The following is a 12,318-nucleotide window of genomic DNA, read 5'->3' on the forward strand; positions in this document are numbered from 1 at the left end:
TGATTAGACATCCGTCGAAACCATGAGAGCGGAGATCGTCATGTCTCGCGTCCAGCTCGCCCTGCGCGTCGCCGACCTGGAAGGCTCGATCGCCTTCTACTCCAAGCTGTTCGGCACCGAGCCGGCCAAGCGTCGCCCCGGCTACGCCAACTTCGCCATCGCCGAGCCGCCGCTCAAGCTGGTGCTCATCGAGGGAGAGGAGGGGGAGGCGACCCGCCTGGATCACCTCGGCGTGGAGGTCGAGGACTCCGCCCTGGTCAACGCCGCCACCCAGCGGCTCAAGGACGCCGGTCTCGCCACCTTCGAGGAGAACGACACCTCCTGCTGTTACGCGCTCCAGGACAAGGTCTGGGTCCACGGCCCGGGAGCGGAGCCATGGGAGGTGTACGTGGTCAAGGGCGACGCCGACACCCTGACCAAGGAGACCGGCTCGGCGTGCTGCGACCCGGCCACCGCATAGCGGACCGGACGCCTCAGGGCCGGGCCGGCGGCCCGGTCACCGCCGCGGGCCCGGCCTTCGCAACGTGCCGCCACGCCACCCAGTTCCCCGCGTCGTTGACGTTGCTGGTCACCGGCCGCCAACCGGGAGGCGCGGCGGGCCAGGTCCGCTCGATGTCCGTGCCCGCCGTCCAGGGGACCACGACCAGCGTCACCCGTGGGTCCAGCCAATCGGCGCGGTACAGGTCCATCGGGACGAGCTTGGTCGGCACCTGGAACGCCTGCGACACCCAGATCCGCCAGTGCAGGCCCGGGTAGTACACCCCTACCCGATCGTCCGGACGCAGCCCCGCGGGCCGCAGATCGGTGGCGAACGCCAGGATGCGTCCCCAGGGCGCGGACACCTTCGCGACGGTCACGCCCGCGATCGCCAACTCGGCCGCGACACAGCTCACGGCGAGGACGATCAGCCACGGTCTCCGGCGCGCCCGGCCGGCCGCCAGGACCGCGAGGCCGATGACGGCCACCGTGGTCAGGGTGGCCCGATCGAGGCTCAACGAGTCCCAGTTCGCGGTGATGAAGGAGATCTCGACGAAGTCGAACACGCCGAAGAAGTCCCGGTACAGCCGCTCGCCCGCGTGCAGGTGGACGACCGCTCCCGCCACGAGGGTCAACCCGGCCGCCGCGAGTCCCGCCCGGGCCGCGACCTCCTTCCTGACGTGGGTCAGTACGACCAGTCCCACGATGAAGAGCGCCGGCGCGAGGCACGCGAGATATCTGCCGTAGGCGAGGTTGGCGACGGAGTCCTCGCTCGGCAGGGCCGCCGACGTGGCGAGGGCCACGCCTGCGACGGCCGCCACCGTCGCGGCCGCGAGCAGGCGATCCTGCGGCCGGGCGGCGCGACGCAGTGCGACGGCGGTCAACGCCAGCAGGCCGACAGCGGTCACCCCGAACGTGGCGACGCTCACGTGCCAGAGCTGGCCGGTCGCCACCGACAGGGTCCAGGCCAGGCCGTCCCAACTGGTGAGCCGGTCGGACAGCCATTCTCCGAGAGGGGCGACGCCGCCCGGATAGATCCGCCGCTGCAGCCAGGCGTTGAGCAGCCACCCCGCGCCCGCGCCCGCCACCGTGACGGCGGCCATCGCCGGCACGTCACCGCGCGCGGGCCGAAGGCGCCGTACGGCGACGACGGCGAGCAGGCCCAGATGGACCAGCAGGAGGATGATCCCCCGGCTGTGCGTGCCGAAGCCGAAGGCGATCAACGCGCCGGCCGCCAGTCCGTGGAGTCTCCCGCCACCCGCCAACCATCGGTGCAGGAGAAGCAGCCAGCCGAGGACGAGCACCGGCAGAACGGCGTCCGTGAGCACGAACTGCGAGTAGTACACCGCCGAGGGAAGGAGCGCGGTCGCGTGGGCGAGGAGGTACGCCTTGCCGCGCGGCAGGTCCATGCGGCGGAACGCGACGTAGGCGAGCAGCAGGAGCCCTGCCCCGACGAGCGCGTTGATGCCGATCGCCAGGCGGTAGACGATCTGGGGGTCGTCGCTGAACCAGTACGCGGGCGCGATGAGCAGCGGATATCCACCCTGGTAGAAGGTCCGCCCCGACATGTCGCTGCCGGCTCCCCCGGACAGGAGCCGCGCTGCCAGGAGGTATCCGGACTCGTCGGGAATCAGCAGCGGGACGGCGTGCTGGATGCCGAGCAGGACGCGGAGCACGACATGGGCCAGCCAGCCGAGCAGGAGCGCGGCCGGCCACAGCCGCAGGCGGGTGAACCGTCCCCTGTCATCGGGGACGAGGGAGCGCGCCGGGGTGACGGCGGTGGTTGAGGCCACGGTGATCCTTAACGACAGATCGGTTCTCTGGGCAGTCCCGCTCGCCGCGACGCGCGAAGACCTCCACGCGGATGCCGCGCTCGCGAGTGCCGAGCGCGGCATCCGTTTGCCTGTTCGCGCGCCGGTTCAGTTGTTCGGCGGCGTGTTGTTGGCGAAGGCGGTGCAGTTGCCGGGCCAGGTATAGGTGCCCGTGACCACGCAGGCCGTCTGGTAGATGTTCCCCGTGGCGGTGAGGATGGAGATGTGCACGTCGTTGCTCGGCGGAGTCCCCTGGTCCACGATCGTGGCGGCCACGACCCTCTGACCCGTCGGAACGAGCGACGTCAGGTTCTGCCAGGGCGGGTTCTTGCTGGAGTCCCGCACCAGGAGGCTGCCGCTGGTCGAGACGTACAGCGTGAAGTACTTGTTGTTGGACTGCGCGCTGTCCAGGGACTGGGACGGCCCTGGCGCTCCGGCAGGTCCGCCCGGCCCCGTCGGCCCGGTCGCCCCTGGGAGGCCGGCAGGCCCTCTCGGCCCCGTCGGCCCCGTCGCCCCACGAGGGCCGGTAGGCCCTGCCGGCCCGCCGGGGCACTTCATGCAACGACTGCGGGTGCAGCACGAGTGGCACCCCTGGGAAAGACACCCGCCAGGGAGTGACTGGGACTGCGTGACGGAGTCGGGCCGGGGATCTGCAGGGCGGGTCGAAGCGGCGTTGCCCGTCCCTGGTGAGTCCACCGCGTAGGCAGACATGTTCCCGCTGAACAGCGGGAAAGCGAGAGCCAGGGACGCTGCGGCGAACAGCGCCCCGCCCAGGCGACCACGACGGAGTCGCATTTTGCTTTGTGGCATTCTGTTTCCGTATATGTATGGGATTGCGATAATCCATTCCGTTTGCCGCCATACCTGTGCGGCTTGCACGGAATACCCACACGCGTCACCACGGAATCCGCCAATCCCCTCATCAATCTACAAAAGCGTTACAAGACAGAGATTCGCCAGTATTTATCCTCGATGCACCACATGCCCCATTTTCACGAAAGGTGCATTTTGGCGTACAGGGGACGGAGGTGCTCACGCCTCTACCTCGGGTCGAGTACGCGCGTCATCCAGATCGTGTCGCCATGTTCGGCGTCCTCGGTGATGCGGCCGCTTCGGCGGAATCCGAGCTTCTCGAGGACGCGGAACGAGGGTGCGTTCCATTCCCGCACGGTCGCCCAGAGTCGTCGGCGTCCTGTTCGAGTCGCGGCTTCCATGACCGCGCGGGCGGCTTCCGTCGCGTAACCATGGCCGTGAGCTCGTTGTGCCAGCTCGTACGCGATCTCAGGTTCGTCGAAGGACCCCTGGCCGGCGGTCAAGCCGCAATAGCCGATGAACTCACCGGTGGCTCGCAGGTCGACAGGCAGCAACCCGAGCCCCGGATCCGCCAGCAGGGGATTGTCGGAGAGCCAGCCGCGAATGTCCTCGACCGTCGGGCGGCCCTCGGCGTCGATCCGCCGTGTCGGCGGTACTCGTGGATCCCGCTCAAGCCACAACCCGCGGTAGTCCTCGGCGTCCGACGGCACCCACCGCCGCAGCCGCAGCCGCTCGGTCACCAGTTCCGCCGGCAGATCCTCGTAGACGCCCACCCGAGCAACCTAGCCCAGTGCGGCGGTGGCGAAGTCGGGCAGCTCGGTGGACAGCAGCCCTTCGGCGGCGCCGTCGAGGAGCCGGGCCGTTTCCGTGGAGCGGGGCAGCATGGTCTGCTCGTAGGCGTGGATCGCCTCGTCGACGGTGTCGTGGCGGGCGAGGGCGAGGGCCAGTTCGCAGGCGTCCAGCAGGGCGAGGTTGACGCCGACGCCGAGCGGGGGCATGAGGTGGGCGGCGTCGCCGAGCAGGGTCACCGTCGGGTTGTGCTCCCAGACGTGCGGGACGGGCAGGGCGAAGATGGGGCGGTCGACGTACGCGCCGTCGTTGTCGGCGATCAGCCTGCGCAGGCGGGGCGACCAGTCGCGGTAGCGCTCCAGGAGGAGGGCGCGGATGCCGTCGGTGGCCTCGGGGGTGAGGCCGCCGGCGGTGATCCAGTCGGCCGGGACGCGCTGGATGATGTAGACGCGGATGTGGTCGCCGCCGTTGCGCTGGGCGAACAGGCCGCGTTCGCCGTCGGCCGCGGCGGCTCCGCCCTGGCCGACGAGTTCGGCGACGTCGGGGTGCCGGGTCTCGACGTCGTGAAACCAGGCTTCCAGGAAGCTCACCCCGGTGTAGCGGGGGGTGGCCGGGGAGACGGCGCGGCGGACCGTGGACCAGGCGCCGTCGGCGCCGATGACGAGGTCGGCTTCGACGGTGGTGCCGTCGGTGAAGTGCAATTGCCGGGGTCCTTCGGCGGGGCCGGTGACGGCCCGCAGGGTGTGGCCCCAGCGCACGGTGCCGGGCTGCAGCGAGTCGAGCAGCAGGTCGCGCAGCAGGCCGCGGTCGATCTCCGGTTTGAACCGTTCGTCCCGGTCGGGGACGTGGTGGAAGAGCATCGTGCCGGCCGGGTCCAACTGGCGCATCTCCTGGCCCTCCGGCCGGGACAGCCGGAAGAACTCGTCGAGGAGGCCGGCTTCGCGCAGGGCGATCTGGCCGTTGTCGGCGTGCAGGTCGAGGGTGCCGCCCTGGTCGCGGGCGGCGGGGCCGGCGTCGCGGTCGTGGACGGTGGCGGCGATGCCGTGCCGCTGGAGGATGCGGGCGCAGGTCAGGCCGCCGGGGCCGGCTCCGATGATGGCGATGCGGGGTGCCCGAGTGGTGTTCATGGTGGTGCTCCGTTCGTTCCGAAGGTGGCGGTGCCGCGGCCGCTCCAAAGAAAAACACATCAACTCAATAAGTGCAACCGATCCACTTTTGAAGTCGTTCAACCGAGTTGGTAGGGTGCGGGCATGTCTCACCCGACGATGGGGCGCCGCGAGCGCAAGAAGGCCGCCACCCGGCAGGCCATCGCCGACGCCGCGCTGCACCTGTTCCTGGAGCGCGGATACGACGAGGTCGGCATCCGCGAGATCGCGGACGCCGCCGACGTGTCCACCACCACGCTGTTCAAGCACTTCCCGGTGAAGGAAGCCCTCGTCTTCGACGAGGACTCCGGCCAGGAGGCGCGGCTGCTCGCCGCCGTACGCGAGCGGCCCGAGGGCCAGTCCATCCCGGCCGCGTTGCGCGAGCACGCCCTGACCACCCGGGTGGCCGCCGGGGAAGGCGGCGACGCCCGTTTCGCCGCCTTCGCCGACCTGGTGGCCAGGACGCCCGCGCTGCGGGACTACGCCCAGAACATGTGGCTACGCCACGCCGCCGCGCTCGCCCGGGTCATCGCGGAGGAGAGCGGCCTCGCCACGGACGACCCAGTTTGCGGCGCCCTGGCCCACTTCGCCCTCGAAGCCCCCCGGGCGGCCTACACCCACGAGAATCCCCGCGAGGCCATCGTCCGGGCCTTCGACCTCCTGGAGCACGGCTGGAGCCGTCAGCTCAGCGGCACGCGCCGGCGGTAGACGACGTACGGCCGCCACAGGTACGCGATCGGCGCCGACCAGACGTGGACGAGCCTGGTGAACGGCCAGATCGCGGCGAGCAGCCAGGCCGACAGGGCGTGCAGCTGGAAGACCGGCGGCACGCCGGCCATCAGGGAGGGGTCGGGGCGGAGGGTGAGGACGCCGCGGAACCAGACGGCGATCGTGGCGCGGTAGTCGTAGCCGCCGCCGAGCAGGTTCGCGCCGATGGTCGCGCTCATGCCGAGCAGGATCACCACGGCGAGGACGGCGAACAGCACCTTGTCGGCGCGGGTGGTCGTCCGGCGCACCCGCGGGCTGGTGAAGCGGCGGGCCAGCAGCAGCGCCAGGCCCGCGACCACCATGAGCCCGGCCACGGTGCCGGCGACCACCGACACGAGGTGGTAGAGGTGCTCGTCGATCCCGACGGCCGCGGTCCACGACTTGGGGACGAGCAGGCCGAGCACGTGCCCGCCGATCGCGGCGAACGCGCCGAGGTGGAACAGCGGCGAGCCGAGCCGCAGCAGCCGGCTCTCCAGCACCTGCGTGGTGCGCGTCGTCCAGCCGAACTGGTCGACCCGCCAGCGCCAGACGTGCCCGACGACGAACACCGTCAGCGCGACGTAGGGGACGACGACCCAGAGCGCGACGTTCACGGTCTGACCTCCAGTTCGGTGAGCGGCGGGCCGTACGGCGCCAGCCCGACCTCCTCGGCGGGCGGCCCCACCAGGGCGAGGTCGGCCACGGCGGACTGCTCGGCCGCGGACAGCTCCGGCAGCTCGCCGCAGAGCGCGTCGAGGACGAGCGCGTACGGCGAGCCGCCCTCGTGCAGCGCGGTACGGATGAGCTCCAGGCCCTTGCGGTGCTGCCGGAGCGGGGCCTCGCCGGTGGCCGGGCCGGCCAGGGCGGCGAACTCGCAGACGACCGGCAGGAAGTCGGGCAGCTCCCCCTCCGGCGGGGTGAGCCCGGCGACCCGGTAACGCTGCTTGAGCGTGAGCAGGGCCATGCCGCGGCGGCGGGTGTCGCCGTGCAGGTAGTAGGTGAGGTAGAGACTCGACCTGCGGCGCAGGTCGAAGGTCTGGACGTAGTGGCGGGCCAGTTCCATCGGCGGCTGGTCGCCGAACCAGGCCACGAAGGCGGTCAGCGACGTGCGGGCCCTCGATTCCGGCAGGGCGCGTACCGCCTCGGCCAGCTCGTCGCGGGCGGCGAGCAGGGCGGGGTCGGGGTACTGGAGCAGGAGGGAGACCAGCCGGAGCAGGGACGCGCGCTGCCGGGGGACGTGGTTCATGCCGGGCCTCCCTTGCCGACGAAGAGCTTCAGGCCCAGGCGGCCGTCGCCGCGCCGGCCGGTGACGCCGGCCGGGTGGAAGTCGCTCATGCCGGGCCCGCCGTCGCCGTCGAGGCTGCACCCGCCGGCCTGCGCGGACAGGGCGGCGGCGTCCTCGCGGTGGGCGGCCGGCACGACGTAGCGCTCGTCGTACTTGGCGATGGCGAGCAGCCGGTACATGTCCTCCATGTCGGCGGCCGTCATCCCGGCCGACTCCAGCAGGTCCGTGGCGACGGTGCCGTCGATGGTGCGGGCCCGCATGTACGCCCGCATCGCCGACAGCTTCATCAGCACCCCGGCCACCACCTCGGTGTCGCCCGCCGAGAACAGGCTCGCCAGGTACTCCAGCGGGATGCGCAGGTCGGTGATCGCGTGGAAGACGTTGTCGGGGTCGTCGGCGTCCGCGCCCACACCGGTGACGGCGTCGAGCACGGGCGAGAGCGGCGGGATGTACCAGACCATCGGCAGCGTCCGGTACTCCGGGTGCAGCGGCAGCGCGACCCGGTACCGCATGGCCAGCCGGTAGATCGGCGAGCGCCGCGCGGCCTCGATCCAGTCCTCGCTGATGCCACCGGCGCGGGCGGCGGCGGCCACGGCGGGATCCTCGGGGTCGAGGAAGACCCGGCGCTGCGCCTCCAGCAGGTCGCGGGGGTCGGCGACGCGGGCGGCGTCGAGCACGGCGTCGGCGTCGTACAGGATGAGGCCGAGGTAGCGCAGCCGGCCGACGCAGGTCTCGGCGCACACGGTCGGCTGGCCGGCCTCGATGCGGGGGAAGCAGAAGGTGCACTTCTCGGCCTTGCCGGTCCTGTGGTTGACGTACACCTTCTTGTACGGGCAGGACGAGACGCACATGCGCCAGCCACGACACCGCTCCTGGTCCACGAGGACGATGCCGTCCTCCTCGCGCTTGTACATGGCGCCGGACGGGCAGGCGGCGACGCAGGCCGGGTTGAGACAGTGCTCGCAGATGCGCGGCAGGTGGAACATGAAGGTCTTGTCGAACTCCATCGCCACCTTCTCCGCCATGGCCGCGAGGTTGGGGTCGGCCGTGGCGTGCTCGGGGGCGCCGCCGAGGTCGTCCTCCCAGTTCGCGCCCCAGGTGATGGCCATGTCCCGGCCGGTGATGGCGGACTTCGGGCGGATGACCGGGGTGTGCGGGCCGGCGGGGGCGTTGATGAGGGTGTCGTAGTCGTAGGTGGCCGGCTCGTAGTAGTCGTCCAGGGCGGGCAGGTCGGGGTTGGAGAACAGGTTGAGCAGGCGCTTGACCCGGCCGCCCGCGCGCAGCTTGAGCCGGCCGCGCCCGTCGAGCTGCCAGCCGCCGTGCCAGCGTTCCTGGTCCTCGTAGCGCTTGGGGTAGCCGACGCCGGGCTTGGTCTCGACGTTGTTGAACCAGACGTACTCGACGCCGTCCCGATTGGTCCAGGTCTGCTTGCAGGTGACCGAGCAGGTGTGGCAGCCGATGCACTTGTCCAGGTTCATGACCATCGCGACCTGTGCCATGACGCGCATCAGTACGTCACCTCCTGGCCCCGGCGGCGGATCACCGTGATCTCGTCACGCTGGTTGCCGGTGGGCCCGTAGTAGTTGAAGGCGTAGGTGAACTGCGCGTACCCGCCGATGAGGTGGCTGGGCTTGAGCAGCAGCCGGGTGAGGGAGTTGTGCACGCCGCCGCGCCGGCCCGACCTCTCGGTCAGGGGGACGTTCACGTTGCGGTCCTTGGCGTGGTACATGTACACGGTCCCGGCGGGCATGCGGTGCGAGACGACGGCCCGTGCCACGACCACGCCGTTGCGGTTGTACGCCTCGATCCAGTCGTTGTCGGCCACGCCGATCCTGGCGGCGTCCTCGACGCTCATCCAGATCGTCGGCCCGCCGCGCGACAGCGCCAGCATGTAGGCGTTGTCCTGGTACTCCGAGTGGATGGACCACTTCGAGTGCGGCGTCAGGTAGCGCACGGTGACCTCGGCCCCGTCCTGGCCGTCGCCCTGCTCGCCGTAGTGGCGGCGCATGTTGAGCGGCGGCCGGTAGGCGGGCAGCTGCTCCCCCAGCTCGATCATCCAGTCGTGGTCGAGGAAGAACTGCTGGCGGCCGGTCAGCGTGTGCCAGGGTTTGTCGCGTTCGACGTTGATGACGAAGGCGGAGTAGCGGCGTCCGCCGGTCTCCGACCCGGACCATTCGGGCGAGGTGATGACGGGCTGCGGCCTGGACCGGGTGTCGGCGAACGTGATCCGCTTGCCCTCGTGCTCGGCGGCCAGGTCGGCGAGCCGGGTGCCGGTGCGCCGCTCCAGCGTCTCGAAGCCCTGCGTGGACAGGCGGCCGTTGGTGGTGCCGGACAGCGCGAGGATGGCCTCGCACATGCGGTCGGCCGTGGCCAGGGAGACGCGGCCCTCGGGGGTGGTGCCGTTCCTGGCGCGCAGGTCGTCCAGCTCGGGCCCGACCCGGTAGGTGACGCCCTTGGTGGTCAGGCCCAGCTCGGCGAAGAGCGGCCCGATGCCGCGCATCCGCGCGCCGACGGCGGCGTAGTCGCGCTCGATCGTGACGATCTTCGGCATGGTCTTCCCGGGGATGGGCTCGCACTCGCCGTGCTTCCAGTCGCGTACGCGGCCGCCGGGCTGCGCCAGCTCGTCCGGCGTGTCGTGGGCGAGCGGGACGGCGAGGACGTCGGTCCGCCTCCCGAGGTGGCGGGCGGCCAGCTCGGAGAAGGCGTCGGCGAGGCAGAGGAAGACGTCGTAGTCGGCGCGGGTCTGCCACGGCGGGGCGATGGCCGGGTTGAACGCGTGGACGAACGGGTGCATGTCGGTCGAGGACAGGTCGTGCTTCTCGTACCAGGTGGCGGCCGGCAGCACGACGTCGGCGAACAGCGCCGTGGACGTCATGCGGAAGTCGATCGTGGTCAGCAGGTCGAGCTTGCCCTCGGTGGCCTCCTCCCGCCAGCGCACCTCCGTGGGGTGGACGCCTTCCCGGTTGCGGGTCTCGGCGTCGGCGCCGAGCAGGTGCCGCAGGAAGTACTCGTTGCCCTTGCCGGACGAGCCCAGCAGGTTGGCCCGCCAGACCGTGAGCACCCGTGGGAAGTTCGCCGGGTCGCCCGGGTCCTCGGCGGCGAACCGCAGCCGGCCCGACCTGAGCTCGTCCACCACGTGCTCGGCCACGCCGACGCCCTTGGCGGCGGCCTCGTCGGCGAGCGTGAGCGGGTTCCTGTTGAACGTCGGGTGCGACGGCAGCCAGCCCAGCCGGGCCGCCTGGGCGTTGCAGTCGGCGAACGAGCGTCCCGCGAACAGGCCGTCCCCGAGCGGGCTGGACAGCTCGTCGGCCTGGATCTGCTCGTAGCGCCACTGGTCGGTGGCGAGGTACCAGAACGCCGTCCCCGCCATGTGCCGGGTCGGCCGCTGCCAGTCGAAGGCGAAGGCCAGGTGCTGGAAGCCGGTGATCGGGCGGACCTTCTCCTGGCCGACGTAGTGGCCCCAGCCGCCGCCGTTGACGCCCTGGCAGCCGGTCAGCAGTACCAGCGTCAGGAAGGCGCGGTAGATCTGGTCGGAGTGGAACCAGTGGTTGGTGCCCGCGCCCATCGCGATCATCGACCGGCCCTCGGTGACCTCGGCGTTGCGGGCGAACTCCCGGCCGATCCTGGCGATCGTCGCGGCGGGGACCGAGGTGATCTCCTCCGCCCAGGCCGGCGTGTACGGCTGCGCCGCGTCCTCGTAGCCCTGCGGCCACTGGCCGGGCAGGTCGCCGCGCGGCACGCCGTACTGGGCCATGAGCAGGTCGAACACCGTCGTGACGAGCTTGCCGCCCACCTCGGTCGCGGGCACGCCGCGGCGCATGACCGAGCCACCCTCGGTGGCGCCCTCGTCGAAGCGCGGCAGGTCGACCTCGACGGCGCGGCCGGCGCGGCCGAGCAGGGTCAGGGCGGGGGTGGCGCCGGCCAGGTCGAGGTTCCAGCGGCCCGCGCCCTCCTCGCCCCAGCGGAAGCCGAGCGAGCCGTTCGGGACGCGCGGCTCGCCCGTCTCCTCGTCCAGGAAGACGGTCTTGAACGCAGGGTTCTCGCCTTCGTCGCCCCCGTCGTCGAGCAGGTCGGCGGCGGTCAGGAAGCGGCGCGGCACGTAGGCGTCGCCGCGCGGCTCCAGCGTCACCAGGAACGGCAGGTCGGTGTATTTGCGTACGTAGTCGGTGAAGTAGGGCACCTGCCGCTCGCGGAAGAACTCCGTCAGCACCACGTGCCCCATCGCCATCGCGAGCGCGCCGTCCGTGCCCGGATGCGGCGCGAGCCAGTCGTCGGCGAACTTGACGTTGTCGGCGTAGTCGGGGCTGACCGCCACCACCTTGGTGCCCTGGTAGCGGGCCTCGGTCATGAAATGAGCGTCCGGGGTGCGGGTGACCGGGATGTTGGAGCCCCACATGATCAGGTAGCGGGAGTTCCACCAGTCGGCCGCCTCGGGCACGTCCGTCTGGTCGCCCCACACCTGCGGGGAGGCGATCGGCAGGTCGGCGTACCAGTCGTAGAACGACAGCAGTGTGCCGCCGATCATCGACAGGAACCGCGTCCCGGCCGCGAACGACGCCATCGACATCGCCGGGATGGGCGAGAACCCCACCACGCGGTCGGGGCCGTACTCCTTGACCGTGTGCACGTGCGCGGCCGCCATCAGCTCTAGGACCTCGTCCCACTCCGCGCGGACGAATCCGCCCTTGCCGCGGGCCCGTTTGTACGCCCGCGACCGCTCCGGGTCGCCGGTCAGCTCCGCCCACGCCAGCACCGGGTCCCCCAGCCTGGACCTGGCCTCCCGCCACGCCTCCAGCAGCACCCCGCGCACGTACGGGTACCGCACCCGCGACGGCGAATAGGTGTACCAGGAGAACGACGCGCCACGGGGGCAGCCGCGCGGCTCGTACTCGGGGGAATCCGGCCCCACCGACGGATAGTCGGTCGCCTGGTGCTCCCACGTGATGAGGCCGTCCTTGACGAACACCTGCCACGAGCACGAACCCGTGCAGTTCACGCCGTGCGTCGAGCGCACCACCTTGTCATGCGCCCATCGGTCCCGGTAGAAGCGGTCCCAGCCGCTCGGGTCGACCTGGTGCAGGGTGCGGCCGTCGGCCGACACCTCCGACCTGGTGAAGAACGTACGGGCGGCCAGCAACGGCCCCATCCCGGGAACCGCATCGATGTCGGTCATGGAACCTTCCTCGCCACAGGGGATACAGGGCTCACGAGGAAAGACTTCCGGCACAGGCACCATGTCGGGCAGGGACCA

10 protein-coding genes are annotated in these 12,318 nt (G+C 71.1%); 2 read left to right on the forward strand and 8 right to left on the reverse strand.

Annotation, left to right across the window (positions count from 1 at the left end):
• The first annotated feature begins 40 nt into the window (after positions 1 to 40).
• On the forward strand, positions 41 to 460 hold the full coding sequence (locus ABD292_RS21320) for an ArsI/CadI family heavy metal resistance metalloenzyme (RefSeq protein WP_344209814.1): 420 nt from the start codon (positions 41 to 43) through the stop codon (positions 458 to 460).
• 13 nt (positions 461 to 473) lie between these two features.
• Here ABD292_RS21320 and ABD292_RS21325 read toward each other — a convergent pair whose 3' ends face one another.
• The 4 genes from ABD292_RS21325 to ABD292_RS21340 form a co-directional block, all read right to left on the reverse strand.
• On the reverse strand, positions 474 to 2,270 hold the full coding sequence (locus ABD292_RS21325; RefSeq protein ID WP_344209816.1) for a hypothetical protein: 1,797 nt from the start codon (positions 2,268 to 2,270) through the stop codon (positions 474 to 476).
• Between the two features lie 126 nt (positions 2,271 to 2,396).
• Positions 2,397 to 2,633: a hypothetical protein gene (locus ABD292_RS21330; protein WP_344209818.1), complete on the reverse strand. Its 237-nt coding sequence runs from the start codon at positions 2,631 to 2,633 to the stop codon at positions 2,397 to 2,399.
• Between the two features lie 695 nt (positions 2,634 to 3,328).
• Entirely contained in the window at positions 3,329 to 3,874 is a 546-nt protein-coding gene (locus ABD292_RS21335; RefSeq protein WP_344209820.1) for a GNAT family N-acetyltransferase, read from the reverse strand.
• 9 nt (positions 3,875 to 3,883) lie between these two features.
• Positions 3,884 to 5,017 carry an FAD-dependent oxidoreductase gene (locus ABD292_RS21340; protein WP_344209822.1) on the reverse strand — a complete coding sequence of 378 codons (1,134 nt, stop codon included), beginning with the start codon at positions 5,015 to 5,017 and terminating at the stop codon, positions 3,884 to 3,886.
• Positions 5,018 to 5,140: 123 nt separating this feature from the next.
• Between ABD292_RS21340 and ABD292_RS21345 the strand changes: the two genes are divergently transcribed.
• Positions 5,141 to 5,743, forward strand: a complete 603-nt coding sequence (locus ABD292_RS21345) for a TetR/AcrR family transcriptional regulator (RefSeq protein WP_344209824.1) — start codon at positions 5,141 to 5,143, stop codon at positions 5,741 to 5,743.
• On the opposite strand, the gene narI is transcribed toward ABD292_RS21345, so the two are convergent.
• From narI to ABD292_RS21365, 4 genes are read right to left on the reverse strand one after another with little or no spacing between them, the layout of a single operon-like run.
• Complete coding sequence (gene narI / locus ABD292_RS21350; protein ID WP_344209826.1) at positions 5,716 to 6,396, reverse strand: respiratory nitrate reductase subunit gamma; 681 nt, start codon at positions 6,394 to 6,396, stop codon at positions 5,716 to 5,718. The two genes, ABD292_RS21345 and narI, sit on opposite strands and share 28 nt — an antisense overlap.
• Positions 6,393 to 7,028 (reverse strand): nitrate reductase molybdenum cofactor assembly chaperone, encoded by a 636-nt coding sequence (narJ, locus tag ABD292_RS21355; protein ID WP_344209828.1) that lies wholly within the window; start codon positions 7,026 to 7,028, stop codon positions 6,393 to 6,395. Before narJ ends, narI begins: the two co-directional genes overlap by 4 nt.
• Positions 7,025 to 8,575, reverse strand: coding sequence for a nitrate reductase subunit beta (narH, locus tag ABD292_RS21360; RefSeq protein WP_344209830.1), 1,551 nt, complete (start codon positions 8,573 to 8,575; stop codon positions 7,025 to 7,027). Before narH ends, narJ begins: the two co-directional genes overlap by 4 nt.
• Positions 8,575 to 12,240 carry a nitrate reductase subunit alpha gene (locus ABD292_RS21365; protein WP_344209832.1) on the reverse strand — a complete coding sequence of 1,222 codons (3,666 nt, stop codon included), beginning with the start codon at positions 12,238 to 12,240 and terminating at the stop codon, positions 8,575 to 8,577. Before ABD292_RS21365 ends, narH begins: the two co-directional genes overlap by 1 nt.
• Positions 12,241 to 12,318 lie beyond the last annotated feature (78 nt).

The sequence above is a fragment of the Nonomuraea bangladeshensis genome, from assembly GCF_039529455.1.
Taxonomy (GTDB): Bacteria; Actinomycetota; Actinomycetes; order Streptosporangiales; family Streptosporangiaceae; genus Nonomuraea; species Nonomuraea bangladeshensis.

Bases quoted from the DNA above. Each gene is read 5' to 3' on its own strand.
- ABD292_RS21320 (WP_344209814.1), top strand. From the start codon at position 41: ATGTCTCGCGTCCAGCTCGCCCTGCGCGTCGCCGACCTGGAAGGCTCG.
- ABD292_RS21340 (WP_344209822.1), bottom strand. From the start codon at position 5,017: ATGAACACCACTCGGGCACCCCGCATCGCCATCATCGGAGCCGGCCCC.
- ABD292_RS21345 (WP_344209824.1), top strand. From the start codon at position 5,141: ATGTCTCACCCGACGATGGGGCGCCGCGAGCGCAAGAAGGCCGCCACC.
- narJ (WP_344209828.1), bottom strand. From the start codon at position 7,028: ATGAACCACGTCCCCCGGCAGCGCGCGTCCCTGCTCCGGCTGGTCTCC.
- narH (WP_344209830.1), bottom strand. From the start codon at position 8,575: ATGCGCGTCATGGCACAGGTCGCGATGGTCATGAACCTGGACAAGTGC.
- ABD292_RS21365 (WP_344209832.1), bottom strand. From the start codon at position 12,240: ATGACCGACATCGATGCGGTTCCCGGGATGGGGCCGTTGCTGGCCGCC.